Here is a 23,957-nt window from a genome sequence, read left to right as displayed (position 1 = left end):
GGCCGTGACGCAAGCATGGGCGACGAGATGGTTGACCCAAGGGCAAGTTGTATACAAGCAATGGTTGTGTTAACTCTTCATAAACCAATTCCAGGCTTCATTGGTTAAAGACAGGTATCAATGCGACCTGGGACCCTTCTATGACAACCTTGCCCATTTCCGGAAAGTTCACAGTAATGCGTCCCCTGATGTTCGATTGTACCTGGCCCACCCCCCAATCAAAATGTGACTGATGCCGGACAAGCATGCCGGGTTCCAAAAGTTCATTCAGGTCGTCCATGATAGACTCCAACTCAACTGACAGGTTTGAAGGTCAATGATCTTGCAGAATAGCCATTTACTCGCCTCGCTGATAGGGTCCCGTATCTGCCACGACCTTATTTCGCCGGTGGGAGCCATTCAAAACGGTATCGAACTGTTGTCGCTGGAAGGGGCCGTCCGCGGCCCGGAAATGCTGCTGATCTCGGATTCCGTTTCTGCCGCTTCCGCCAAGATCCGCTTTCTGCGGGTTGCCTTCGGCCTTGCCGGCCACGGTCAGAAGATCGGCCCGCCCGAGGTCTGTTCGATTCTTGATGACCTTAGCCAGAATGGCCGGATCACCTATGACTGGACCCCCCAGGGCAGTTTCGACCGCTCGGATATCCAGGAGGTCTTTCTGGCCCTGCTCTGCCTCGAAAGCGCGATGCCCCAGGGCGGTACGATTTCAGTCACCCGCGCAGATGACGGCCATGGCTGGGAGGTCTCGGGCCCGGCACAACTGTCGCGCCCTGCGGCCTCGGTCTGGGAAACGCTGAAGACCGGCGAAGGCACGGAAACCGTCATGCCCGCGCATGTGCAATTCGCCTTGCTGCCCGCATTGATCAGCGAACGTTTCGGCACCATCAGCATTACCGAGACTGACCAGGGCGTCACCGTCAGCTTCTGACGGCGGCCCCGGTTTTTGGTGCCTGTCCGGGTCAGCCCCTGACGGCACCCTTGCCTTCGACCAGGTACTTGAAGCTGGTCAGCTGCTCGGCCCCCACGGGTCCGCGCGCATGCATCTTGCCCGTGGCGATGCCGATTTCCGCACCCATGCCGAATTCCCCGCCGTCGGCGAACTGGGTCGAGGCATTGTGCATCAGGATCGCGCTGTCGAGCCGCTGGAAGAAGTAGTCCGCCGCGGCCTGATCTTCGGTAATGATCGCCTCGGTATGTTGCGAGCCATAAGCGCGAATGTGGTCGATGGCTTCGTCGACACCGTCGACCAGCTTGGCCGCGCAGATCATGTCGAGGAATTCCTTGCCGAAATCCTCCGGGCTGGCAGGCGTGACACCGGGGATTTTCTGCAGATCGCCCGCGCCGCGCACCTCGACACCCGCCTTCAGCAGCGCGTCGATGATCAGCGGACCGTGTTGGGTATAGAAGCGCCAGTCAAGCAGCAGGCATTCCATCGACCCGCAGATCCCGGTGCGCCGGGTCTTGGCGTTCAGCACGATTTCGACCGCCATGGCGGGATCGGCCGTGGCGCCGACATAGGTGTGGCAGATGCCTTCCAGATGCGCAAAGACCGGCACGCGGGCCTCGCGCTGAACAAGGCCGACAAGGCCCTTGCCGCCGCGCGGCACGATCACGTCGATGTATTCGACCATGCCGAGCATTTCCGACACGGCCGCCCGATCACGGGTGGGCACAAGCTGGATCGCGGCATCGGGCAGACCAGCCTGGCGCAGACCTTCGACGAGACATTCGTGGATCAGGCGCGCGCTGTTAAAGCTTTCAGAGCCGCCACGCAGGATCACCGCATTGCCGGACTTCAGGCACAGCGCCCCGGCATCCGCCGTCACGTTGGGCCGGCTTTCGTAGATGACACCGACAACGCCAAGCGGCGTGCGCACCCGGCGGATGTTCAGCCCCGAAGGCATGTCCCAGTCCGCCATCACATCGCCGACCGGGTCCTTCTGTTCGGCCACGGCGCGCAGGCCATCGACCATCGCCTGCACCCGGCGTTCGTCCAGCATCAGCCGGTCGAGCATCGCCGCAGAGATCCCCTTTTCCTCGGCATAGGCCATGTCTTCGCAATTCGCGTCGATGATCGCCTCGCGCCGCGCCCAAAGCGTTTCCGCCGCGCCGACAAGGGCGGCGTACTTGCGCTCCTGGCTGGCAAAGGCCAGCTCGGCCGCCGCAGCCCGCGCCGCTTCGCCGATGCCGCGCATGGTGGCGGCGATATCGTTGGTGTCCTTCATCATCGTCTCCCTACTTCGCCGTCGGTTCGCTGACCCGCAGGCTCAGCGCCATGTCGTCCCGGTGGATCAGCGCCGCGCGTCCCGGATAGCCCAGAAGCGCCTCGATGTCGTGGCTCTTGTGGCCCCGGATCGCCTCGGCCTCGGGGCTGGTATAGCGCGTGAGGCCGATCCCCAGAAGCAGCCCCTCCGGCCCGAGGATCTCGACCGGGTCGCCGCGCTCGAAACGCCCGGTGACTTGCGTGACCCCTGCAGGCAGCAGCGACCGCCCCTGTTCCAGCGCGCGCACCGCGCCGGCATCCAGTTGCAGGCGGCCCCGCGGCTTCATCGCCCCGATCCAGCCCTTGCGGGCGGCCTGCGGATCGCCTTCTGCCAGAAACCAGGTGGATGGCGCACCGTCCTTAAGCTTTTTCAACGGGTTCTGGTGAGTTCCTAAAGTGATCACCATGGCACAACCGGCAGCGACGGCCATCTTGGCGGCCATGACCTTGGTCTTCATTCCGCCCTTGGACAGGCCGGACCCGGCGTCGCCGGCCATGCCCTCGATCTCGGGCGTGATATGGTCGATGACGTCGAAACGCCGGGCGGTCGGATCCAGCGTGGGGTTGGCGGTATACAGCCCGTCGACATCCGACAGCAGCACCAGCCGGTCGGCGCCCACGGTGACGGCAATGCGCGCGGCAAGACGGTCGTTGTCCCCATAGCGGATCTCGTCCGTGGCGATGGTGTCGTTTTCGTTGACGATCGGCACCACGCCAAGCCCCAGAAGATGGTCCAGCGTGTTGCGGGAATTCAGGTAACGGCGCCGGTCCTCGCTGTCTTCCAGCGTCATCAGCACCTGACCCACCTGAATGCCGTAGCGCCCGAGCGCGTCGTTATAGGCTGCCGCAAGTCCGATCTGACCGACCGCCGCCGCCGCTTGCGCCTGCTCCAGCGCCAGCACACCCAGCCCGAGGCCCAGCACCCCGCGCCCAAGCGCGATGGAGCCGGAGGACACTAGGACGATCTCGACCCCACGGGCGCGCATCTCGGCCACGTCCTGGGCCAGCGCCTGCAACCATTCCGCCCGCAGCTGGCCGGTCTCCTTGTCGACCAGAAGCGCCGAGCCGATCTTGACGACCACCCGGCGCGCACCGATCAGGGACGCCATGCATCGTCCTCCTCGTCGATCTCAGGCGCGTTGCGGCGCAGACGGTCGTCGTCGATCTGGGCCCGCAGGGCGCGCAGCACCTCGGTCACGCCTTCGCGAGAAGCCCCGGACATGAACATTACCGGCCCGCCGGTGACCTCTTCGAGGAATTCGCGCTGCATCTCGCGCAGCTCGTCATCCAGGGCGTCGATCTTGTTCATCACCGTGATGCGGGGCTTGTCGGCCAGGCCTTCGCCATAGGCTTCCAGTTCTCCGATGATGGTCTCGTAATCCTCGGCGATCTCGTCCACGGTGCCGTCGATCAGGTGCAACAGCACCGCGCAGCGCTCCACGTGGCCCAGGAACATATCCCCCAGCCCGCGCCCTTCGGAAGCGCCTTCGATCAGGCCCGGAATATCTGCCACGACGAATTCGACACCGTCGACACCGACGACGCCAAGGTTCGGATGCAGCGTGGTAAAGGGGTAATCAGCCACCTTGGGCCGCGCGTTGGAGGTCGCGGCCAAGAAGGTCGACTTGCCCGCATTGGGCAGCCCCAGCAGACCGACATCGGCGATCAGCTTCAGGCGCAGCCAGACGGTGCGTTCGATCGCCTCCTGCCCCGGATTGGCCCGGCGCGGCGCCTGGTTGGTCGAGGTCTTGAAGTGGGCGTTGCCGAAACCACCGTTGCCGCCCTTGGCCAGCAGCACGCGCTGCCCGACCTCGGTCATGTCGGCGATGATGGTTTCCTCGTCTTCATCCAGGATCTCGGTCCCGACGGGGACGCGCAGGATGATGTCTTCGCCATCCGCGCCGGTGCGCAGATTGCCCATGCCACCCTGCCCGTTGCGGGCGAAAAAGTGCTGCTGGTAGCGGAAATCGATCAGCGTGTTCAGGCCGTCGACGGCCTCGACCACCACGTCGCCACCACGCCCGCCGTTGCCGCCATTGGGCCCGCCGTATTCAATGAACTTCTCACGGCGGAAGGAAACGGCCCCGTTCCCCCCGGCACCGGAGCGGATATAGACCTTTGCGAGATCGAGAAACTTCATTCTGATGTCCCGGCCGCAAAGGTGCCTGTCAGGCAGCCCGGCGGCTCAATCGAGTTTGCGAATATACGTCCAGGTCGCCACCTTGGCGGCCCGGGCGACCGAGAATGTTTCGGCGTCGCCGACATATTCAAAGCCATTTTTCGTGAGCACCCGCGCCGAGGCGGGGTTATCCTGAAACACGCTGGCGAAGATCGACCGATCCTGCAACGGGTTTGCCGCGACCAGGGCCGTCACCGCTTCGGAGGCGACATTGGCGTTCCACCAGGCAGGCGCGACCCAATAGCCGATTTCCGACTGCGCCTCGTCGATCCGCTTCAGGCTGATGACGCCCTTCAGCTCTGCCCCGCCGAAACGGCTGGAATCGATGGCCCAGATGATTTCGCGACGGTCCGGCACCATGGCACGGGCGATATAGGCCTCTGTCGTGCCGGGTGCCAGGGGATGCGGGATCGACGTGGTCATGCGCGCGACCCGTTCATCGGCGGCATAGAGACCGATCAGCCCGGCATCCGAGGGACGCAGGGGCCGCAGGTCAAGACTGTCGACCGTGATCACGGATTGATCGATTGCGATGTCGTCGTTCATGGGGAAACCTCCTGGTGAGGGTTATATAGGGGCCCCGTTCGCTTGCTGGAACAGCAAAGGGGACCGGCGTTTCGACCGATCCCCTGCTTTTCACCACAATGATGAAGATCGGCTTACTCGGCGGCCTCGGCCACTGGAGCGACCGAGATGAAGGTACGACCCTTCAGCCCCTTGCGGAACTCGACGTTGCCCTCGACCGTGGCGAAGATCGTGTGATCCTTGCCCATGCCGACGCCCTGCCCGGGGTACCATTTGGTGCCCCGCTGGCGTGCAATGATGTTGCCGGGAATGACGACTTCGCCACCGAACTTCTTGATGCCGAGGCGGCGACCTGCTGAGTCGCGACCGTTGCGGGAGGAACCGCCAGCTTTCTTGTGTGCCATCTTGCTGTCTCCTGTCCTGCGTTAGCCTTGAAGCTCAGCCGCTTGTGCGACCCAGCCTTCTTTTTCGATCTTGCCCTTCAACGAAAGTTCTTCGTCGATGCGGGCCACGTCAGCTTCGGTCCAGGCAGCGACCTGAGCGTAGCTGGTGACGCCTGCGGCGACCAGTTTCTTCTCCATCGCCGGGCCTACGCCGGAAAGCTTCTTCAGGTCGTCAGCGCCGTCCACGGCGGCTGCGGCACCCTTGCCAGCGGCCGAAGCCGAAGCTGGGGCCGAACCGGCACCCAGAGCAGCCTTGACGCCGGTCTTGTCGCCGCCATCGGCCAGGATGTCGGTCACTTTCAGCAGGGTCAGGGATTGACGATGACCCTTGGTCCGCTTGGACGAATGCTTACGACGACGCTTGACGAAGTGGATGACCTTGTCACCCTTGATCTGGTCGACAACCTCGGCCTGGACTGCGGCGCCGGCCACGAAGGGCGCGCCGACAACGACGGAGTCGCCGCCCAGCATCAGGATGTCGTTGAACTGGATGGTTTCGCCGGCATCAGCCGCCAGCTTTTCGACACGCAGAAGGTCGCCGGACTGGACCTTGTATTGCTTGCCGCCGGTCTTGAGAACCGCAAACATAGTGATCTTCCTTTTCTGTCGCGTCCTGTGGCCCCCGAAGCTTCGGGTGTTCGTGACCGCCGTGCGATCGCCGGTGAACAGCGCGCCCCAACCGGGCGAAATTGAAATTCCCGGCAAAGCGAGGCTTGCCGGGATGGCGGGCTTATCGAGGTTCAGGCAATTGTTGTCAAGACCCGATCCCCGGAGCCTGCCGGGCCGTGACGCGCGCGCCCTGCCCGGCCCAACTGCCCCTTACAGATCGGTCGAAGGCGCGACACCTTCAAGCTTGGCGGCAACCAGTTCGAACCGGTTTGCGGTGATCTCGGACTGCACGGCGTTCATCAGTTCATAGACACGCTGCATCGCCGGGTCTTCCAGGGCCTCGGCATAGGTCTCTATCTCGTCATTGGTGAAATCGCGATAGGTAAAGGCCGCATTGGCCAGAGCGTAGGATTGATTGGCCTCGCGGATCTGGCGGCTTTGCTCCAGCAGCATCTGGCGCATCTGGTCATCGCTGACCTGGAAGGTGATCACCCCGGCATCCCGCGCGGCGCTGAGAAAGCGATACTGCACCTCGACCACGGCGCTGTCGCCATCGGTCGTTGTACTGACGGCGCGGTTCAGGCGGTCCAGTAGCGCGATCCGGTCGTCTGCGCCTTCGTCCAGCAGATCTTCCAGCGCAGCGGCGGATTGGGTCATGCTGTCTTCGCCATCCATCGTCTGCGCGCTGTTCTCGGCCTCCACCAGCCGCTTGCCAAGCTCGCCACCGTAAAAGCCGCTGGCCATCGCCAGATCGGAATCGGTAATTGTGTCTCGGATCATCTCGACGCCCATGTCCTTGATCACCTCTTCATCAAAGACCTCCCGCGTCAGGACGCGCCAGGTGGTGACGAAATCGGACTCCTCCATCCCCAGCATCGCCGGCCCGCTGGCCGCGCTGTCGGTGATCCCCGCAAGGGCCACGTCAAAGCCTGTCACCTGCAAGAAATCCCGCACCTCGGTTTCGCTGGCCGCGCGGGCCGGAAAGGCGTTTGCCACCAGCAGGACAGCCGCCGCCAAAGCCATCACCGCCGAGGCCAGCATGCCCCTGGCCCTGTCGCGCGCCGCGCTCAGGGGGGTGGCGACGGCCTTCCGGGGCGCCTGCAACTGCGCCTCTGTCTGCAAGGGTCTGTCAATCATCATCTGCTGCTCCTGTCTGCCGGCGGTCCCGGAGGCATCCTGTCCCATCCGGCCGCGGTTTTTCGCCTTGGCCGCATGCGCGCGCCAGATCGTCTGCCCGGTTCCGGCCCCGACGACACAGGGTCTGCGCCCTGCCTTGGGCCGGCCCGGTCCGATTGAAGGAAAGATTAGGGCATTTCCTTGCCCTCGCAATGCAAAACGCCTCTTGCACCGCCTCACAATCGTGTTTAAACGCCCCCCACGATCCCCGCGGAGAGGTGCCGGAGTGGTCGAACGGGGCGGTCTCGAAAACCGTTGAGCGTGCAAGCGTTCCCAGGGTTCGAATCCCTGTCTCTCCGCCATTTTCCTTCAGGAATGGCATTTTGCGTCGGACCAGACCGGGTCCGTCGATCGGCGCCTGCGGCCCATTGCGGCGCGGTTGGTCCGGGATCAACGGCCCCCCTCACCTCTGCTTCACGATTTGGACAGCGCGGCGCGCGAAGGCGGCACACCTGTCTGCGTCCTGCGCCATGCCAGCCCGGGGCTCACCCTGTTAGCGCAAACCTTCACACGGCCATCTTCGGCGCGAAGGGCGCATGGCAGGACATCCTTACCAGGGTCTTGAGCGGTTTTCCCACCTTGCATCCTGTGCATGACGGCCTTCCGGAAACGTCAGTAGTGCAGACGGATCGGGTATCCTATCTAGGCGTCAAGACAATTCAAACCGGAGAAACAGCAATGACTGCCCTCAGTACCAACATCCCGTCCACCGGCATCTTCAGCGCGATCGGCAAAGTCCTTCGTTCCGTGACCAGCGCCATGCAAGCCCAACGTGCCTTCACTGCCCTGAATTCGCTGACCGACCGCGAACTGGCCGATATCGGCATGACCCGTCAAGACATCCCGGCCCGTGTTGCCGAAGTCCTGAAGAAAGCCTGACCCTTCGGGATGCGCAGCGGAGAGACCGGCGGCACCCGCCCCCACTCTCCTCCGCGCCCCTGAAGGTTTCGCGATCCGGACCACTTGGTGCCGGAGGGCCCGAACCGGGCCGCAGGATCACCCGGAAGAAATTCGGCGATGATCCACAAGATCCCCCCAAGATGACAAAGCACGACCAAAGACCGGACATGGCCCCTCTCGGGCCGTCCTAAGCGCCTGCCCTGCCGTGCCATCTGGTGCAGCCGGAGCGCAATGGTCGTCGCACCTTGTCCACCGACCGTCCCCTGGCGCGCTATTCGGCAGCCCGCTGCGGGCCTGCGGTGCCGGTCAGTTCCACCCAGGCGTCAAATTGCGACTGAAAGACCTTGCCGTTCAGGTCGTGCAGAAAATGGGTGTCGCGCAGCCGGTCCATCACCGGGCCCTTGACCTCGGCCAGGTGCAAACCGATCCCGGCATCGCGCAGCATGTGGTTCAGCGCCTCAAGCCCTTCCTCGGCCGAGAAATCGACCACATTCACCGCCGAGCACATCAGAACCACGTCGCGAATCCCGCGATCCGCGGCCAGACGCAGGCGCAGCAGGTCTTCCAGCATGTGGGCATTGACGAAAAACAGGCTTTCATCGACGCGCAGCATCAGCAGACCCGGCGCGGTTTCGACGTCATGACGCAGGACATTTCGGAAATGCTGAGTGCCGGGGATCAGGCCGACCTCGGCCACATGAGGGCGAGAGGTCTTGTAAAGATGCAGCGCCAGCGACAGGATCACGCCCGCCCCGACGCCGATCTCGACGCCCATCAGCAGGGTCAGCAGGATGGTCGTCGCCACCACCGCGAAATCGGGGCGCGCGTTGCGCCAGGTGCGGCGCAGGATCGACAGATCCACCAGGCTCAGCACCGCCACGATGATCGTCGCCGCAAGGGTCGCCTTCGGCAGATCATGCAGCAGCGGGGTCAGCGACATGGCCGCAATGCCCAGCCCGACGGCGGTAAAGGCCCCGGCCGCCGGTGTTTCCGCCCCCGCATCTGCATTGACGACCGAACGTGAAAAGCCCCCCGTCACCGGAAAGCCGCCGGTGAAGGCCGCGCCGATATTCGCCGCGCCCAGACCGATCAGTTCCTGATCCGGGTCGATGCGCTGGCGTTTGCGGGCCGCCAGCGTCTTGGCCACCGAAACGGATTCGACAAAGCCGATCACGGAAATCATCAGCGCAGGCACCGCGAGATCGCGCAGCAATTGCGGCGAAAACGCCGGCAGCGTCAGGGGCGGCAGGCTTTGCGGTACGATACCGACCACCGCAACGCCCTGATCGGCCAGCCCGAAGGCCCGCACAGCCAGGGTCGAGGCGATGACGGCCACGACCGGCCCGCCCTTGACCGCCATGTCCGCCGCTCCGGCCCCCAGGCCGAGCCGGCGCAGGAAGGGTCCAAGCCCCCGACGTACCCAAAGCAGAAAGACGATCCCGCCGCCGCCGATGGCCAGGGTCGCCCCCTGCACATCGCCAAGATGGCCCGCCAGCGACAGCCCGATCCCGATCAGCGTCTCGCCCCCTGCCGGAACCCCCAGCACATGTTTCAACTGCCCCGCCGCGATCAGCAGCCCGGAGGCGGTGATGAAGCCCGAAATCACCGGGTGACTGAGGAAATTCGCCAGAAAACCAAGCCGCAACAGGCCAAGCGCCAGCAGCACCGCCCCCGACAGGAAGGCAAGCGTCAGCGCGGCGGCGGCATAGGCGCCGCTGCCGGGGGCTGCGACCTCTCCCAATGCCGAGGCGGTCAGCAGGGACACCACCGCCACCGGCCCGACAGCAAGCGCGCGCGAGGTGCCGAAGATCGCATAGAGCAGGATCGGCACGATCGAGGCATAAAGCCCCGCTTCGGGCGGCAGCCCCGCCAGCATTGCATAGGCCAGCGATTGAGGGATCAGCATGATCGTCACGATCACCGCGGCCACCAGATCGTTGCGCAGGCTCGCGCGGTCATACCGCCGCCCCCAGTCGAGGATCGGCAGGTAGCGGCGCAGGGTGGCAAGCGGGGTCATCGGACAGCCTTTGGCTAACGTCAGCCCGAAGGCTGGTCGGGGAATTGGGACGCCGAACGGGCCGGCGCCCATGGAAGGGTCAGCTAAAGGCTGTCCGGGGTGCAGACACAAGCCTGATCAGGTCCGGGTTAAGGTCCCGTGCAGACCCGGTTCAGAGGCCGTTGAGCGGCACCTTGATATAGCGCTTGCCGTCCTCGTCTTCGGGGGGAAGGTTGCCGCCCCGCATGTTCACCTGCAAGGACGGGATGATCAGCTTGGGCATCGACAGCTTTGCATCCCGTTCGGTGCGGAAGCGGACGAAGTCTTCCTTCGTGGTGCCATTTCCGACGTGGATGTTGTGCGCCTTCTGCTCTGCGACCGAGGTTTCCCAGCGGATTTCGCGCCCGCCGGGCCCGTAATCGTGGCACATGAACAGGCGGGTTTCGTCCGGCAGGCTCAGGACCTTCTGGATCGAATCGTAAAGCTCTGCGGCATCCCCACCAGGGAAATCGGCCCGGGCCGAGCCGCCGTCGGGCATGAACAGCGTGTCGCCGACGAAGGCCGCATCGCCCATCACATGGGTCATGCAGGCCGGGGTATGGCCGGGTGTATGGAGCGCGACACATTCCATTCCACCGACCGTATAACGGTCCCCGTCCCGGAACAGCCGGTCGAACTGGCTGCCGTCGCGCTGGAATTCCGTGCCTTCGTTGAAGACCTTGCCGAAGGTTTCCTGCACCTCGGTGATCCCGGCGCCGATCCCCAGCTTGCCGCCAAGCTTGCCCTGGATATAGGGCGCGGCGGACAGGTGGTCGGCATGGACATGGGTCTCGATCAACCAGTCCAGCGTCAGGCCGTTGTCGCGCAGAAAGGCGATCATCCGGTCGGCGTGGTCATAGCTGATGCGCCCGGCGGCATAATCGATGTCCATGACGGAATCGATGATCGCGCAGGCCGTGCTTGCGGGATCCTTGACGACATAGGAAATCGTGTTGGTGGCCTCGTCGAAGAACCCGGTGACTTCGGGCTTCAGGCCGAGATCGGTGGCATAGTCTTGCATGTTACCCTCCTTGGGCATTGGGATGATCTGATGGGACAGTATCAGCTTTTGGCGCGCAAGGTGCCGGACCCGATCCGGCGCCAGGGCTGGCGGGCCAGCCACATGCCGCCCAAAAGGGCCGCAACGAACAGGAAGACCTGCGGTTGTCCGGTGCCAAGAGCCGGGATGGCCGCACCGGGACAGAAGCCCGCGAGGCCCCAGCCGATGCCGAAGACGGCCGAGCCGCCGATCAGGCGCAGGTCGATGACCGAGGTTTGCGGCATCAGGAACCCGGACCCGAACAGTGGGCGGGCGCCTCGTTGCACGATCGCGAAGCCCGGCAGGGCCACGGCCAGCCCCCCGCCCATCACGAAGGCCAGCGACGGATCCCAGGATCCGGCAACATCGAAGAAATTAAACACCTTGGCCGGGTTGATCATGCCCGAGACCGAGATCCCGAGACCGAAGAGCAAGCCGACGAAATAGTAGAGAACGATACGCATTTCAGCCTCCGAACACATGGCGGACAAGATAGACGGTGATCAGCGTCGCGATCATGAAACTGACCGTGGCGACCAGGGACCGGGGCGACAGCCGCGCCATCCCGCAGATCCCATGACCGGAGGTACACCCGCCCCCGAAGGTGACGCCAAGCCCGACCAGCAGCCCCCCGATCACCAGCATCGGCGTGCTGGCGGTGACAGTCACCACCGGCAATCCGCCTGTCGTGATCAGGTAAAGCAGCGGCGCGGTGACCATGCCGGCCAGCAACGCCCATCGCCAGCTCGTGTCGCCCTTCGGGCGCTCGATCACGGCGCCGGCCAGGATGCCTGTCGCCCCCATGATCCGTCCGAACAGGGCCAGCAGCGCCACGGCCGCCAACCCGATCAGCGCGCCGCCCGCTGCGGAAACCAGCGGTGTGAATGCAGTTTCGGTCATCGATATTCTCCTTGGCTCTCAGGCCTCTTCGACGCAGCGCAGGCTTCGGCACCGGGTCGGGGCCTTCCCCGACCGGCGCCGACAACGCAGCCGATCCGTCTGTTGCATCCTGTTTGGCACGGGGGGCCCATAGGCGACGGTGACTTAGTCACAGGCCCGGAAATAAATTCGAAAAAGCACATAGGATTGGTGACGCGCGCCGCGATCAGGCCGCATCCGGCCCGCGTAGAAAGGCGGAAATGCGGTCCGCTTCGACCAGACGGATCTCTCCGCGCGCCTGTTCGATCCAGCCGCGGCGCTGAAATTCCGCCAGGGTGCGTGAGATCACTTCGCGCGCAGTGCCAAGTTCGGTGCCAAGCACCTGATGCGTGGCGTGAACCCTGCCCCGCGCATCGGCCAGTTCCAGCAACCGCCCCGCCAGGCGCACATCGACGCGCCGCGACACGAGGTCATCGACCAGCGTCAGCAGATCGGTGATGCGGCGCGAATAGGCACGAAAGACAAATTCGCGGAACATGGCGGAATGCGCGACAAGGCTGTCGAAGGTCGCGCGCGGTATGGCAACGGCGCGAATGTCGGTCTCGGCCGTGCCGTCCGCGGTATTCTCCTCGAAGGCCAGCATGCAGGCGGTGGACAACACGCAGCTGTCCCCCGCATGGACCCGGTACAGAAAAACATCGCGCCCGGTGTCAGAGCGTTGCTGCACCCGCACCGTGCCTTCCAGCAGCATCAACAGATGCTCGGGCGACTGGCCGGGCGCAAAGATCTGGGTACCCGCCGGGATCGAGACGATCCGGCTGCCATTTTCCAATTCGTCCCGCAGATCCTGCGGCAGGCGAGACAGCCCCTCGAACCGCTCGATCCAGCTGGCCTCGCCGCTTGCATCCATCTGTCCGACCCCTTGCCCAGCCCGTTCGGGACGAAGGATAGCGTCCGGGGCCCGGTCTTTCCACCACCGATAGGCGGCCTGCATTAAAGCAGGCGCTGCCCGTCGGATTTCGAGAACAGGTGCAGGTCCTGCGCGCGCATGGAGAGGTCCATCTCGGGGCCAAGGTCGCCCTGCAGGCCGGTCTGAATCACCGTGCGCTGGCCTTGCAGAACCCCGTGCAACAGGCGCAGCGCGCCCAGCTCTTCGACGAAATCGAGGCGGAAGTTACCCCCCTGACGCACCGTGGTGGTGATATCCTCGGGGCGCAGACCGGCGGTGACGTGACCCGCGGCCGCGACTCCTTCGGCCAGACGCGCGCCACCGATGCGCAGCACACCGCCATCGACATGGGCGTCAAAGAGGTTCATCGCCGGCGCGCCAAGGAAGCCGGCCACAAAGATCGAGGCCGGGCGCCGATACAGATCAAGCGGCTTGCCCACCTGTTCGATCCGCCCGCCGTTCAGCACCACAAGGCGATCCGCAAGGGTCATCGCCTCGAGCTGATCATGGGTGACATAGACCGACGTGGTGGACAGACGGCGGTGCAATTGCTTGATTTCAGCGCGCATATGCAGCCGCAGCTTGGCATCGAGGTTGCTGAGCGGTTCATCGAACAGGAAGGCCGCCGGATCCCGCACGATGGCGCGGCCCATGGCGACCCTCTGACGTTGGCCCCCCGACAGGGCGCGCGGCTTGCGCTCCAGGAAATCGGTGATCTGCAGGATCGCGGCGGTGTCGGCAATGCGGCGGTCGATCTCGGCCCGCGCCATGCGACGGTTGCGCAAGCCGTAGGCCAGGTTCTGGCGCACCGACATATGCGGATATAGCGCATAGTTCTGGAATACCATGGCAATGTCGCGATCCGCCGGTTCGACCTCGTTCACGACGCGGTCGCCGATGCGGATCTCGCCTTCGGATATGGTTTCGAGACCTGCGATCATGCGCAACAAGGTGGACTTGCCGCAGCCCGAGGGGCCGACGAAGACGACGAATTCGCCGTCTCCGATTTCCAGGTCGACGCCCTTCACGGCCTCGACGCCACCTGCATAGACCTTCTTCACGCCGGACAGGGTGATCTGTGCCATGTTATTTCTCCTGCTCCACGAGGCCCTTGACGAAAAGCCGTTGCATCACGACCACCACCAGTACCGGCGGGATCATCGCCAGCACGACCGAGGCCATGACATAATTCCATTGCGGGTCGCTGTCGGCGACATCGACCATGCGCTTGATCCCCATGACCAGCGTGTAGTGATCCGGATCGGTGGTAATGATCAGCGGCCAGACGTATTGGTTCCAGCCGTAGATGAAGAGGATCACGAAAAGGGCCGCGATATTGGTGCGGCTCAGCGGCAGGACCATGTCGCGGAAGAACTTCATCGGTCCGGCGCCGTCGATGCGTGCGGCTTCGGCCAGTTCGTCGGGGATGGTCAGGAAGAACTGCCGGAACAGGAAGGTCGCCGTGGCGCTGGCGATCAGCGGCACCGACAGGCCGGCATAGCTGTTCAGCATCCCCAGATCCGCGACCACCTTGAAGGTCGGCACGATGCGCACCTCGACCGGCAGCATCAGCGTGATGAAGATCAGCCAGAAGGCCGCGACCCGGAAGGGAAAGCGGAAATAGACGATGGCAAAGGCCGACAGGATCGAGATGACGATCTTGCCGATGGCAATCGACAGCGCCATGATCAGCGAATTCTTCATCATCAGCCCGATCGGCGGCGCGCCAGAGGCATCGACGCCGGAAAACAGGATCTGGCGATAGGTCTCCCATCCCGCCTTGCCGGGCAGCAGCGGGACCACGCCCGACAGAAAGACGCCCGGTTCATGGGTCGAGGCAACAAAGGCGATCCACACCGGGAAGGCGACGAAAAGGACCCCGAGCACCATCACCAGATGGGACAGGAAGGTCAGAAGGGGGCGGTTTTCTACCATTTCAGGGGCCTCAATATTGCACGCGACGTTCGATCCAGCGGAACTGGACGAAGGTCAGCAGCATGACGATCCCCATCAGGATCACTGATTGCGCGGCGGACGAGCCAAGGTTCAGCCCGATAAAGCCGTCCTGGTAGACCTTGAAGACAAGGATGTTGGTCGCCCGGTTCGGCCCGCCGGCGGTGGTCGCATCGACCACGGCGAAGGTGTCGAACATCGTGTAGGTGATATTGACCACCAGCAAAAAGAAGGTCGTGGGCGACAGAAGCGGGAAGACCACGGTGAAGAAACGTTTGACCGGCCCTGCCCCGTCGATCGCGGCCGCTTCGCGCAGACTTTGGGGAATGCTTTGCAGACCCGCCAGGAAGAACAGGAAGTTGTAGGAGATCTGCTTCCAGCTGGCCGCGATGACGACGAGGATCATCGCATGGGTGCCGTCCAGCCGGTCGTTCCAGTCGATCCCCATCACCTTGAGCGCATAGGTCAGGATGCCGATGGTCGGGTTGAACATGAACCACCACAGGACCCCGGCCACGGCAGGTGCCACTGCATAAGGCCAGATCGTCAGCGTGGTATAGATCCGGTTGCCCCGGATCACCCGGTCCACGGCCACGGCCAGCAACAGCGCCAGCCCCATGGACAGCGCCGCCGTCGAGATCGAGAAGATCACCGTGACGCGGAAGCTTTCCAGGTATTCCGGGCTATCGAGCAGCCGGGTGTAGTTGTCGAGCCCGACAAATCGCGTCGACAGACCAAATGGGTCTTCGCGCAGAAAGCTTTGCCGGATGGCCTGCGCGGCGGGCCAGATGAAGAAGATCAGCGTGATCGCAAGCTGCGGGGCGATCAGCAGGAAGGGCAGCCAGCGGCTGCGGAAGGTCATGCGTTTGGTCTGCATCAATTGGGCCGCCATGAGAAAGGAACAGGCCCGCGCGGGGCGCGGGCCCGTCGTCTGGGCGGCCTTGATGGCCCCCCGGTTCAGCCGGTTCAGCCGTTGGCGTCAACGAAATCCTTGATCAGCGCGTTGCCACGCTCGACCACGGCATCCAGTGCCTCCTGGGCGGTCTTGTCACCTGCCAGCAGCGCCTGGAATTCCTCGTCGATCACGGCGCGGGTCTGGACATAGTTGCCAAAGCGCAGGCCCTTGGAATTCGGCGTCGGCGCGTTCAGCGTGATCTGCTTGATCGCCACGTCGGTGCCGGGGTTGGCTTCGTAGTAGCCCTGTTCCTGACCCAGTTCGTAAGCCGCTTCGGTGATCGGCAGGTAGCCCGAGAACTGGTGCCAGTCAGCCTGCACTTCTGCCGAGGAAAGGTAGGAGAAGAAATCAGCAACGCCGTCGTATTCCGCGTCCGACTGCCCTTCCAGCACCCAGAGCGTCGCGCCGCCGATGATCGAGTTCTGCGGCGCCCCTTCGACATCGTCGTAATAGGGCAGCATGCCGATGCCGAGGTCGAAATCGGTATTGGCGACCACGCCCGCGCGCGAGGCCGAGGAGTTCATGTACATGGCACATTCACCGGCATAGAAGGCCGGGGCCGCGTCAGCACCGCCGCCCGGGCCGCCGTACTTGAACAGGCCATCCTTCTGCCAGGTCGCCAGGTTGTCCCAGTGACGGACCTGCTGGGCACCGTTCACGGTCAACTCGCTGTCCATCGAGCCGAAACCGTTCTCGTTGGTCCCGATCTCAAGGTTGTGCCAGGCCGAGAAGTTCTCAAGCTGCACCCAGGAAACCCAGCCGGTGGTAAAGCCGCATTCGGCCGCGCCGGTTTCCATGATCTTGCGCGAATAGGCTTCGACGTCTTCCCAGGTCGTCGGCGCGGTTTCGGGGTCAAGACCGGCAGCGGCGAAGGCGTCCTTGTTGTAATACAGGATCGGCGTCGAGGAATTGAACGGCATCGACAGCATGTTGCCGTTGGTGTCGGTGTAATAGCCGACGACGGCGGGCAGGAAGGCCGCGGGATCGAAGTCCGCGCCATGGTCTTCCATCAGCTTGTAGACGGGATAGATCGCGCCTTCGGCGGCCATCATCGTGCCGGTGCCGACTTCGAAGACCTGAACGACATCGGGCTGTTCGCCGGCGCGGAAGGCGGCAATGGCCGAGGTCATCGTATCAGTGTAGCTGCCCTTGTAGACGGGCGTCACGTGATACTGGTCCTGCGAGGCATTGTAGCCCTCGACGATCTCTTCCAGTTTCGCGCCAAGCTCGCCGCCCATGGCATGCCACCAGGTGACTTCGGTCTGGGCATAGGCAGAGGTTGCCGCGCTCGCCAGGAGACCGGCGATCAGAATCCGTTTCATATAATCTCTCCAAAAATATGGATTGCAGATGAAGGGATGCGCTAGAGATCGGCGGCAACAGGATCGTGACGAAATCTGCACAGTTTCATGACCCTTGCGAAGAAATTGCAAAATCCGCCGCTTCGGGGTGGATTGGCGTGTGACTGGGCGCGGGCGTTTTCCAATGGCTTCGTCCGGCGGCGCTCCTTTGGGGCTTTGGCAGGGTGCAAATTTTTTCAGAGGGTTGGACCTCGGGTCCGGGCGCATTCTTCCTGCCCAACCTGCTTTCCCTGATCACAGCGCACCTCCTGAGGGAAAAAACTTATGTCCTTGCAGCGTCTGGATGTTGGCAGCCCAGCCCATAGCGCCTAAGCTTGGTCCGAGGAGCGAAAGACCGGGGGGAGGTTTCCGGTAAATGCGAGGACGCGCGGCGTCGGGAACCCTGTGGCCGTGGCCGCCGGGTGGTCCCGCGCGGCGTTCGCTTGCGGTTTTCGGTCCTGCAAAGGGAGGTTTGCATGACGATATTTCCGGAGGTTCCCAACTTGCGGCACCTGCGCATGGTGCAGGTCATCGGACGGCTGGGCGGGGTCAGCGGCGCCGCGCGCGCGCTTGGCACATCGCAACCCGCCGTGACCCAGGCCCTCGCCAACCTCGAGGCAGAAATCGGCACGCCGATCTTCGAACGTCGCACCACGGGCACGGTCCCCACCGCAATGGGAACACTGTTCCTGCGTCGGATCGACCGGTTCTTCGATGTCCTTGAGACCGCCGTAGGACAGGTGACAAGCGGCAGCGAACGGCCTCATTCAACGGCGCCGGTCGAAAGCCTGATCACAGGCACCCAACTTCGCGCATTTGTCGTGACATCGGACCCCGCCCAGCTGACCGAGACGGCCAGGCAGATCGGTCTGTCCGCCGCATCCCTGTTGCGTGCAGCCCGGACATTGGAACGCACCCTGGGTTGCCCCCTGTACGACCGCGCGGCGGATGGCCTGCCCCCCAACCAGACCGGCCGCAGCCTGGCCCGTCAATTCCGCCGTGCAATCCGGGAAATCGAATTCGGACGCGGCGAGGTCTTGTGGAACGCCGGTCAGGCCGCTCCGGAAGTCGTTATCGGCACCCTGACACCTTCAGGAAATCGCGACCTCGCCGAGGCGGTTCACCGGTTCCTCAACGCCAGTCCCATCGCAAGGGTGCGCATCATTACATCGACCGATCCGGAACAGGATCTTTCCGACAGCAAGATCGACATGATCTTCGGAGCCTTGCCCCCGTCCGGGGACAGGCCTGGCTTCGAAACCGAGGCCCTCTATCGCGACAGTTACTGCCTGCTCGCCCGTGCGGGCCATCCGCTTGCCGCGACCCGGAACATCCACCCTGAAGACTTGCCAGGGTATGATTGGCTGCTCGCACCCCGCGGCACAGCAAGCCGCGCGCAGATGGAGGCGCTGTTCGCTGACATGGCGAACCGACCAAGGCCCCGCATGGAAAGCAGTTCACCGGGAATGTCACGCGCCCTGCTATTGAGTGGCGACATGGTAACGCTGATGCCCCAGAGCGATGCGCGACTGGACGCCAGCCTCGGTATCCTGAAAATCCTGCCCTGCAGCCATTTGGACGCGACCTTTTCCATTGGCATCACGACGCTTGACGACTGGCTGCCGACCCCTGCGCATCTTTTGTTCCTGACCTGCCTGCGCGCAACCATCTCGGAACGACTGGGCCACGTTATGATCGGCACCTTCATCGGAGAGCAAGTTTCGTGAAAAGCCTGCCCCTCAGGTTTTCGAAAACGCCTTCCAAGACCGAACCTATGTTAAGCAACATAAAAATCAAAAAATCAGGCTGTTGCAAATCAATGTTTGCAAACCGCCACTTTGCAAAATCTGAGATCTTATCGCGCTTAAAAGGGTCGTGAATTTGCAAACAGCACCACAAGACTTTGCAAAAAACTTCCAAATCTCGCAATGTCCCGGCCCTTGATCACCAGACAGACGCAAATAAAAATTGTCTCAGATCTTCGACGCCGCGTTCGCCCGCGCCATCACTGCCGCTTGCTGCAAGGCATGCATCATCGAGGCCGGATCGGCCCGACCCGTTCCCGCGATATCGAAGGCTGTTCCATGATCCGGCGAAGTACGCACGAAGGGCAGACCAAGGGTAATGTTCACCCCTTGCTCCAGCCCCATGTACTTGACGGGGATCAGACCCTGATCGTGATATTGTGCCACCACAACGTCGAACTGACCCTGCCGGGCCTGCATGAAGACCGTGTCGCCCGGCCATGGTCCGCTTGCCTCGATCCCTTCGGCGCGGGCTGCGGCAATGGCGGGGGCGATGATCTCGATCTCTTCACGTCCGAACAGCCCGCCTTCGCCCGCATGGGGGTTGAGGCCGGCCACCGCGACCCGAGGCCGCGCGATACCGAAGGCCCGACACCCGGCATCCGCCAGGCGGATCGCCCGCATGTTGGCATCGAAATCCGCCAATAGCACCGCCCGGGACAGCGCCACGTGAATGGTCACCAGCACAGTCCGGATCACGTCATTGGCCAGCATCATCGCGACCTCGACGCCGCCGGCATGATGCGCCAGCATCTCGGTATGGCCCGGAAAAGGCACACCGGCAGCGCTCAGCGCTTCCTTGTGGATCGGTGCGGTGACGATGCCCGACACCTGCCCCGCCATAGCCATGTCGATGGCCGTCCGGATCGCTGCATAGGCCGCCGCTCCGCCCTCGGCCGCAACCGCCCCATAGGGCACGAGACCCGGTTCGCCCGTTTCGACCAAACGCAGATGACGGGGGGACAGGGCCGCTTTGCCCGGATCCGAAACGATCTGAAGCTCGTATCCGGGTGCCGCCAGCGCCATGGCCCGCTCTGCGACCAGTCGTTGCCCCAACAGAACGACAGGCGGCGCATCCGGCGCAATCACGGATTTCACGGCAATCTCGGGCCCGATCCCGGCAGGATCGCCAAGGGTCATGGCAAGGGGCGGGATGTCGGGGGCGTCAGTCATGCCGCCACAATAGCGCCATGACACCCGAGGAAAAGCGATTCCTCCCCACAGCAAAGCCCGACTTCACTCGCCTTCGGCGTTGCCGCGAAACCCGCTCGCAATGACGAATTTCTCCGAACTGTCCGACCGAGACGACGGCGGCTTCACATGGGCGACCTTGGTGAATTTCTGTTTCAACAGCTTCTGCAACTCACCCTCGGCGCCCCCGGCCAGCACCTTGGCGACAAAGGTGCCGCCATCCGACAGCACATCGAAGGACAGATAGGCCGCCGCTTCGCAAAGCGCGATAATCCGCAAGTGATCGGTCTGCTTGTGCCCCGAAGACGACGCGGCCATGTCGCTCATCACCACATCGGCCTGACCACCCAGCCATTCCTTGACCTGCAGATCCGCGTCATCGGCCATGAAATCCAGCTGATGGATCTCGGCACCCGGAATATCGTCCACCTCTTGCAGATCTATACCGACGATGCGTCCCACGGCCTTGCCGCTTTTCTCGCCAAGCGCGTTGATCCGTGGCACGGCCACCTGGATCCAGCCCCCCGGCGCACAGCCAAGGTCCAGCACCCGCGCACCCGGCACCAGGAAGCGGAATTTGTCGTCCAGCTCCATGATCTTGAACGCAGCCCGCCCGCGGTAGCCTTCGGCCTTGGCTCGCACCACATAAGGATCGTTCAGCTGCCGCTGCAACCAGCGCGTCGACGAAAGCGTGCGACCCCGCGCGGTCTTTACCTTCACGGTCAGATCGCGCTGCCCCCGTCCAGAGGTATTCTTTCCGGTTGGTTTCTTCACCACGGCACCCTCGTCATCTGGCCATAAATACTCCGGGGGAGACGCGCGGCACGCGCGGCGGGGGCAGAGCCCCTACCCGAAGCGATCCCGATAGCGCAAAAAGGCGCTCTCAGAAAGGCCCATCCTCCAAAACCCCGTCCGCCGACATCTGCGCATACAGCAGACCTTCGCGCAAACCCCGGTCCGCAACGCTCAGCCGGTCGGTCGGCCAGCAACGCAGCAAGGCCTGCAGGATCGCCGAGCCCGACATGATCAGCGTCTGCCGATCCTGTCCGATGCGCGGATCGCGCCGGCGCCCGTCCGGGCCAAGCTCAAGGTAGCCCCGGATCACCTTGTCGATCTGGTCCGAGGTCATGCGCAGCCCATCGACCTTGTTGCGGTCATAGCGCTTCAGGCCAAGATGGCTGGCCGCGACGGTGGTCACCGTTCCCGAGGTACCGACGATCTGGAACCCTTCCCGGGCCTGTTCATCGGCATAAGGGGCGAATTCGGACAGGCTTTCCTCGAAAAACCAGGACATCAGCGCAAACCGCGCCGCGTCGTCTTCCACGTCCCGGAACTGGTCGCGCAACGTCGCCACCCCCAATGGAACCGAAATCCAATCGACCACCTTGGCTGCCGGAAACGGGCTTTCGGGCGGATGGAACCCGGCATGCAGGCGCATGATGGCCCGCGGTCGTTCGCGGTGCGGCACGCTGGTCAGGTCGATCCAGACCAGTTCGGTCGAGCCACCGCCGATATCCACCACAAGCAGTTGGTCGGTGCGGGTCGAGACCAGCGGCGCGCAAGAGATCACCGCCAGACGGGCTTCTTCTTCCGGCTCGATGATTTCAAGGCGCAACCCGGTTTCACGCTGGACCTGCTGCACGAAACCGCGCGCATTGGTGGCCCGGCGACAGGCTTCGGTCGCAACAAGGCGCATATTGCGCACCTTGTGACGTTTCAATTTCTGCTGACAGATCCGCATCGCCTGGATAGTGCGCGCCATCGAGGCGCGCGACAACCGCCCGGACCGTTCCAGCCCGCTACCGAGCTGCACGGATTTCGAGAAACTGTCCACCACATGAAACTGGCTGCCCTTCGGCTGGGCAATCAGCATGCGACAGGAATTTGTACCCAGATCCAGCGCGGCATAAAGCTCGGCCGGGTCGGGCATCGTGGGCGCGGGGTTTTCAACCGGTTTCGGGAAAGCGCCCGCACCATTGGGACGCTTGGGCGCCATGGTTGCGCCCTCCATACATGTTTGACACCAAACTAGTCCCTTGATCCGGCCCGTGCAAGAACCTTGACGCAACTGTCGGATTCGACCGCATTTTTGCACAGGCCGCCCCGGCCCGCACCGGGCCGCACCGGGCCGCCCTACGGGTCCGATTGCACTTCGCCGGCGTATCTGATGTGGATAGGCCAATGGCTTTGCCGTCTTCGGCCCCTGCCCTGACCGGTCGCAAAGCTGCCAAGATCACGCTTCTGTCCAAACGAAAGAGACCCATCATGCCCGACGTCACCATCGTCTATTGGCGCGACATTCCCGCCCAGGTCATCGTCGGCAAGGGCCGGCGCGCCGCAAAGGCCGTTCTGCCCGAACGCTTTGAACAGGCCATCGACCGCGCCGCGATGAAGACCGGGGCCGCCGAAACAGATGCCTATCTGGCCGAATGGCGCAAGGCCGCCCCCTATTCTGTCGAAGGAGAGGCAAAAGAGGTCGCTGATGACGAAATCCGACGGCTCGACAACGAATATGATCAGGAAAGACTGAAGACCCTGATCGCCAATGACGGCTGGGCCGAAACGCCCTGACCGCCGCCCGGAGGCCAAAAGATACCCAATGGTCAAGGATGCCGCCAGCGGTGGTATCCCCCGAAAGGAGACCGCCCATGTCCTTGCTTCCCTTCCGGCGCAAACCGACCCCCGGCATCCCGGCGCTTGGCGGCATCCTTTCGGGTTATTCGATCGAGGTCATGCCGCGCACCGCCGCCAAGGTCGAGGATTTCCGCGCCCTGCTGCCTGCGGGCACGCGTGTCTACATCGCCCATATCGACGGCACCCCGATCGAGGACATGGTTGCCACCGCCCGTCGCATCGCCGGCGAGGGTTTCGAGGTCATGCCGCATTTTCCCGCCCGGATCATCCGCGACCGCGCCATGCTGGGCGATTGGATCGCCCGCTACCAGGGCGAAGCCGATGTGCGTCAGGCGCTTTTGCTGGGCGGCGGGATCGCCACGCCGCAGGGGGATTTCGACAATTCCATGCAGCTGATGGAAAGCGGTCTTTTCGACAAGGCGGGCTTTCGCCGGCTGCATGTGGCAGGCCACCCGGAGGGCAACCGCGACATCGACGCCGATGGCGGTGACGAGATGGTCATGCAGGCGCTGCGCTGGAAACAGGATTTCGCCGCCCGCAGCGATGCCGAGATGGCCATCGCGACCCAGTTTGCCTTCGATGCCGGACCGGTGCTGCTATGGGCCGCCCGCTTGCGCGCCGAGGGCATCGCCCTGCCGATCCACCTTGGCATCGCCGGCCCCGCGAAATTGCAGACCCTGATCCGGTTCGCCATTGCCTGCGGTGTCGGACCGTCGTTGAAGGTTCTCCAGAAACGCGCGCTCGACGTTACCAAGCTGATGCTGCCCTATGAACCGACCGAGATCCTGTCGGATCTGGTCGCCGCCTCGGCCGCGGGAAACGGTCTGATCGAGCAGATCCACCTGTTCCCGCTTGGCGGCATCAAGACGGCCGCGCAATTCGCCATCGACCATGGCGGTGCGGCCACCCTTCCGGTCCATGCCAAGGCCTGAATGGTCCCACGGCATCCGGTCCGACACATCTGCCTATGAACAATGCGGCAAAGCGCAGGGCCGCGGCAGGCCGCTGTCGCCCTGCCGGCCCGGCCCGCGCAACGCGGTTGCGCTGCACCGTTAGGGGCGTCATACCTCCGTGCAACTGACGCC

25 protein-coding genes and 1 tRNA gene are annotated in these 23,957 nt (G+C 63.6%); 6 read left to right on the top strand and 20 right to left on the bottom strand.

The window, feature by feature from the left end; translation table 11 throughout:
* Nucleotides 1–97: 97 nt before the first annotated feature.
* Nucleotides 98–280 (bottom strand): DUF3553 domain-containing protein, encoded by a 183-nt coding sequence (locus tag PSAL_RS04185; RefSeq protein ID WP_119840241.1) that lies wholly within the window; start codon nucleotides 278–280, stop codon nucleotides 98–100.
* A 36-nt stretch (nucleotides 281–316) separates the two neighbouring features.
* Between PSAL_RS04185 and PSAL_RS04180 the strand changes: the two genes are divergently transcribed.
* The gene (locus tag PSAL_RS04180; RefSeq protein ID WP_231388607.1) at nucleotides 317–925 is read left to right on the top strand and encodes a histidine phosphotransferase family protein; all 609 of its coding nucleotides are present in this window, start codon (nucleotides 317–319) and stop codon (nucleotides 923–925) included.
* 31 nt (nucleotides 926–956) lie between these two features.
* On the opposite strand, the gene PSAL_RS04175 is transcribed toward PSAL_RS04180, so the two are convergent.
* The 7 genes from PSAL_RS04175 to PSAL_RS04145 form a co-directional block, all read right to left on the bottom strand.
* The gene (locus tag PSAL_RS04175; protein WP_119840020.1) at nucleotides 957–2,222 is read right to left on the bottom strand and encodes a glutamate-5-semialdehyde dehydrogenase; all 1,266 of its coding nucleotides are present in this window, start codon (nucleotides 2,220–2,222) and stop codon (nucleotides 957–959) included.
* A gap of 10 nt (nucleotides 2,223–2,232) precedes the next feature.
* Entirely contained in the window at nucleotides 2,233–3,369 is a 1,137-nt protein-coding gene (gene proB, locus PSAL_RS04170; protein ID WP_119840019.1) for a glutamate 5-kinase, read from the bottom strand.
* Nucleotides 3,357–4,400 (bottom strand): GTPase ObgE, encoded by a 1,044-nt coding sequence (gene obgE, locus PSAL_RS04165; protein WP_119840018.1) that lies wholly within the window; start codon nucleotides 4,398–4,400, stop codon nucleotides 3,357–3,359. The genes proB and obgE overlap by 13 nt, the downstream gene beginning before the upstream one ends.
* 45 nt (nucleotides 4,401–4,445) lie before the next feature.
* Complete coding sequence (locus PSAL_RS04160; RefSeq protein ID WP_119840017.1) at nucleotides 4,446–4,985, bottom strand: GNAT family N-acetyltransferase; 540 nt, start codon at nucleotides 4,983–4,985, stop codon at nucleotides 4,446–4,448.
* Nucleotides 4,986–5,098: 113 nt separating this feature from the next.
* Complete coding sequence (gene rpmA / locus PSAL_RS04155) at nucleotides 5,099–5,368, bottom strand: 50S ribosomal protein L27 (protein ID WP_119840016.1); 270 nt, start codon at nucleotides 5,366–5,368, stop codon at nucleotides 5,099–5,101.
* A 21-nt stretch (nucleotides 5,369–5,389) separates the two neighbouring features.
* A complete protein-coding gene (locus tag PSAL_RS04150) occupies nucleotides 5,390–5,995 on the bottom strand; it encodes a 50S ribosomal protein L21 (RefSeq protein ID WP_119840015.1) in 606 nt (201 codons plus the stop codon).
* Nucleotides 5,996–6,226: 231 nt separating this feature from the next.
* Nucleotides 6,227–7,156 (bottom strand): hypothetical protein, encoded by a 930-nt coding sequence (locus PSAL_RS04145; protein ID WP_119840014.1) that lies wholly within the window; start codon nucleotides 7,154–7,156, stop codon nucleotides 6,227–6,229.
* Between the two features lie 248 nt (nucleotides 7,157–7,404).
* On the opposite strand from PSAL_RS04145, the gene PSAL_RS04140 reads away from it, so the two are divergent.
* Both PSAL_RS04140 and PSAL_RS04135 read left to right on the top strand, forming a co-directional pair.
* A tRNA-Ser gene (locus PSAL_RS04140) sits at nucleotides 7,405–7,494 on the top strand.
* 376 nt (nucleotides 7,495–7,870) lie between these two features.
* Nucleotides 7,871–8,071 (top strand): DUF1127 domain-containing protein, encoded by a 201-nt coding sequence (locus PSAL_RS04135; protein ID WP_119840013.1) that lies wholly within the window; start codon nucleotides 7,871–7,873, stop codon nucleotides 8,069–8,071.
* A gap of 292 nt (nucleotides 8,072–8,363) precedes the next feature.
* Here the strand turns inward: PSAL_RS04135 and PSAL_RS04130 are convergent, their stop codons facing one another.
* The 9 genes from PSAL_RS04130 to ugpB form a co-directional block, all read right to left on the bottom strand.
* Entirely contained in the window at nucleotides 8,364–10,109 is a 1,746-nt protein-coding gene (locus tag PSAL_RS04130) for a SulP family inorganic anion transporter (protein WP_119840012.1), read from the bottom strand.
* 151 nt (nucleotides 10,110–10,260) lie between these two features.
* Nucleotides 10,261–11,148, bottom strand: a complete 888-nt coding sequence (locus PSAL_RS04125) for an MBL fold metallo-hydrolase (protein ID WP_119840011.1) — start codon at nucleotides 11,146–11,148, stop codon at nucleotides 10,261–10,263.
* A gap of 41 nt (nucleotides 11,149–11,189) precedes the next feature.
* Nucleotides 11,190–11,630, bottom strand: coding sequence for a DUF6691 family protein (locus PSAL_RS04120; protein WP_119840010.1), 441 nt, complete (start codon nucleotides 11,628–11,630; stop codon nucleotides 11,190–11,192).
* A 1-nt stretch (nucleotide 11,631) separates the two neighbouring features.
* Complete coding sequence (locus PSAL_RS04115) at nucleotides 11,632–12,066, bottom strand: YeeE/YedE family protein (RefSeq protein ID WP_119840009.1); 435 nt, start codon at nucleotides 12,064–12,066, stop codon at nucleotides 11,632–11,634.
* Between the two features lie 205 nt (nucleotides 12,067–12,271).
* Entirely contained in the window at nucleotides 12,272–12,955 is a 684-nt protein-coding gene (locus tag PSAL_RS04110) for a Crp/Fnr family transcriptional regulator (protein ID WP_119840008.1), read from the bottom strand.
* Between the two features lie 83 nt (nucleotides 12,956–13,038).
* Nucleotides 13,039–14,079 (bottom strand): sn-glycerol-3-phosphate ABC transporter ATP-binding protein UgpC, encoded by a 1,041-nt coding sequence (ugpC, locus tag PSAL_RS04105; protein ID WP_119840007.1) that lies wholly within the window; start codon nucleotides 14,077–14,079, stop codon nucleotides 13,039–13,041.
* A 1-nt stretch (nucleotide 14,080) separates the two neighbouring features.
* Entirely contained in the window at nucleotides 14,081–14,929 is an 849-nt protein-coding gene (gene ugpE, locus PSAL_RS04100) for a sn-glycerol-3-phosphate ABC transporter permease UgpE (protein WP_119840006.1), read from the bottom strand.
* A 10-nt stretch (nucleotides 14,930–14,939) separates the two neighbouring features.
* Entirely contained in the window at nucleotides 14,940–15,824 is an 885-nt protein-coding gene (gene ugpA / locus PSAL_RS04095) for a sn-glycerol-3-phosphate ABC transporter permease UgpA (RefSeq protein ID WP_119840239.1), read from the bottom strand.
* Nucleotides 15,825–15,913: 89 nt separating this feature from the next.
* Nucleotides 15,914–17,224, bottom strand: a complete 1,311-nt coding sequence (gene ugpB / locus PSAL_RS04090; RefSeq protein ID WP_119840005.1) for a sn-glycerol-3-phosphate ABC transporter substrate-binding protein UgpB — start codon at nucleotides 17,222–17,224, stop codon at nucleotides 15,914–15,916.
* A gap of 494 nt (nucleotides 17,225–17,718) precedes the next feature.
* Between ugpB and PSAL_RS04085 the strand changes: the two genes are divergently transcribed.
* Nucleotides 17,719–18,969: a LysR family transcriptional regulator gene (locus PSAL_RS04085; protein ID WP_119840004.1), complete on the top strand. Its 1,251-nt coding sequence runs from the start codon at nucleotides 17,719–17,721 to the stop codon at nucleotides 18,967–18,969.
* A 246-nt stretch (nucleotides 18,970–19,215) separates the two neighbouring features.
* On the opposite strand, the gene pdxA is transcribed toward PSAL_RS04085, so the two are convergent.
* The 3 genes from pdxA to PSAL_RS04070 all read right to left on the bottom strand — a co-directional run bounded on the left by pdxA (nucleotide 19,216) and on the right by PSAL_RS04070 (nucleotide 22,234).
* Nucleotides 19,216–20,220 carry a 4-hydroxythreonine-4-phosphate dehydrogenase PdxA gene (gene pdxA, locus PSAL_RS04080; protein WP_119840003.1) on the bottom strand — a complete coding sequence of 335 codons (1,005 nt, stop codon included), beginning with the start codon at nucleotides 20,218–20,220 and terminating at the stop codon, nucleotides 19,216–19,218.
* A gap of 63 nt (nucleotides 20,221–20,283) precedes the next feature.
* Entirely contained in the window at nucleotides 20,284–21,015 is a 732-nt protein-coding gene (locus PSAL_RS04075; protein ID WP_119840002.1) for an RlmE family RNA methyltransferase, read from the bottom strand.
* A 106-nt stretch (nucleotides 21,016–21,121) separates the two neighbouring features.
* On the bottom strand, nucleotides 21,122–22,234 hold the full coding sequence (locus PSAL_RS04070) for a Ppx/GppA phosphatase family protein (protein ID WP_119840238.1): 1,113 nt from the start codon (nucleotides 22,232–22,234) through the stop codon (nucleotides 21,122–21,124).
* 269 nt (nucleotides 22,235–22,503) lie between these two features.
* Between PSAL_RS04070 and PSAL_RS04065 the strand changes: the two genes are divergently transcribed.
* The gene (locus tag PSAL_RS04065; RefSeq protein WP_119840001.1) at nucleotides 22,504–22,809 is read left to right on the top strand and encodes a virulence factor; all 306 of its coding nucleotides are present in this window, start codon (nucleotides 22,504–22,506) and stop codon (nucleotides 22,807–22,809) included.
* 77 nt (nucleotides 22,810–22,886) lie between these two features.
* Nucleotides 22,887–23,804 carry a methylenetetrahydrofolate reductase gene (locus PSAL_RS04060; protein WP_119840000.1) on the top strand — a complete coding sequence of 306 codons (918 nt, stop codon included), beginning with the start codon at nucleotides 22,887–22,889 and terminating at the stop codon, nucleotides 23,802–23,804.
* Nucleotides 23,805–23,957 lie beyond the last annotated feature (153 nt).

The organism is Pseudooceanicola algae (assembly GCF_003590145.2).
GTDB classification, from domain to species: Bacteria; Pseudomonadota; Alphaproteobacteria; order Rhodobacterales; family Rhodobacteraceae; genus Pseudooceanicola; species Pseudooceanicola algae.
This window is presented reverse-complemented; position numbering and strand designations above follow the sequence as displayed.

Coding starts and splice junctions, on each gene's coding strand:
- PSAL_RS04185 (WP_119840241.1), bottom strand. CDS start 280: ATGGACGACCTGAATGAACTTTTGGAACCCGGCATGCTTGTCCGGCAT.
- PSAL_RS04180 (WP_231388607.1), top strand. CDS start 317: ATGATCTTGCAGAATAGCCATTTACTCGCCTCGCTGATAGGGTCCCGT.
- PSAL_RS04175 (WP_119840020.1), bottom strand. CDS start 2,222: ATGAAGGACACCAACGATATCGCCGCCACCATGCGCGGCATCGGCGAA.
- proB (WP_119840019.1), bottom strand. CDS start 3,369: ATGGCGTCCCTGATCGGTGCGCGCCGGGTGGTCGTCAAGATCGGCTCG.
- obgE (WP_119840018.1), bottom strand. CDS start 4,400: ATGAAGTTTCTCGATCTCGCAAAGGTCTATATCCGCTCCGGTGCCGGG.
- PSAL_RS04160 (WP_119840017.1), bottom strand. CDS start 4,985: ATGAACGACGACATCGCAATCGATCAATCCGTGATCACGGTCGACAGT.
- rpmA (WP_119840016.1), bottom strand. CDS start 5,368: ATGGCACACAAGAAAGCTGGCGGTTCCTCCCGCAACGGTCGCGACTCA.
- PSAL_RS04150 (WP_119840015.1), bottom strand. CDS start 5,995: ATGTTTGCGGTTCTCAAGACCGGCGGCAAGCAATACAAGGTCCAGTCC.
- PSAL_RS04145 (WP_119840014.1), bottom strand. CDS start 7,156: ATGATGATTGACAGACCCTTGCAGACAGAGGCGCAGTTGCAGGCGCCC.
- PSAL_RS04135 (WP_119840013.1), top strand. CDS start 7,871: ATGACTGCCCTCAGTACCAACATCCCGTCCACCGGCATCTTCAGCGCG.
- PSAL_RS04130 (WP_119840012.1), bottom strand. CDS start 10,109: ATGACCCCGCTTGCCACCCTGCGCCGCTACCTGCCGATCCTCGACTGG.
- PSAL_RS04125 (WP_119840011.1), bottom strand. CDS start 11,148: ATGCAAGACTATGCCACCGATCTCGGCCTGAAGCCCGAAGTCACCGGG.
- PSAL_RS04120 (WP_119840010.1), bottom strand. CDS start 11,630: ATGCGTATCGTTCTCTACTATTTCGTCGGCTTGCTCTTCGGTCTCGGG.
- PSAL_RS04115 (WP_119840009.1), bottom strand. CDS start 12,066: ATGACCGAAACTGCATTCACACCGCTGGTTTCCGCAGCGGGCGGCGCG.
- PSAL_RS04110 (WP_119840008.1), bottom strand. CDS start 12,955: ATGGATGCAAGCGGCGAGGCCAGCTGGATCGAGCGGTTCGAGGGGCTG.
- ugpC (WP_119840007.1), bottom strand. CDS start 14,079: ATGGCACAGATCACCCTGTCCGGCGTGAAGAAGGTCTATGCAGGTGGC.
- ugpE (WP_119840006.1), bottom strand. CDS start 14,929: ATGGTAGAAAACCGCCCCCTTCTGACCTTCCTGTCCCATCTGGTGATG.
- ugpA (WP_119840239.1), bottom strand. CDS start 15,824: ATGCAGACCAAACGCATGACCTTCCGCAGCCGCTGGCTGCCCTTCCTG.
- ugpB (WP_119840005.1), bottom strand. CDS start 17,224: ATGAAACGGATTCTGATCGCCGGTCTCCTGGCGAGCGCGGCAACCTCT.
- PSAL_RS04085 (WP_119840004.1), top strand. CDS start 17,719: ATGACGATATTTCCGGAGGTTCCCAACTTGCGGCACCTGCGCATGGTG.
- pdxA (WP_119840003.1), bottom strand. CDS start 20,220: ATGACTGACGCCCCCGACATCCCGCCCCTTGCCATGACCCTTGGCGAT.
- PSAL_RS04070 (WP_119840238.1), bottom strand. CDS start 22,234: ATGGCGCCCAAGCGTCCCAATGGTGCGGGCGCTTTCCCGAAACCGGTT.
- PSAL_RS04065 (WP_119840001.1), top strand. CDS start 22,504: ATGCCCGACGTCACCATCGTCTATTGGCGCGACATTCCCGCCCAGGTC.
- PSAL_RS04060 (WP_119840000.1), top strand. CDS start 22,887: ATGTCCTTGCTTCCCTTCCGGCGCAAACCGACCCCCGGCATCCCGGCG.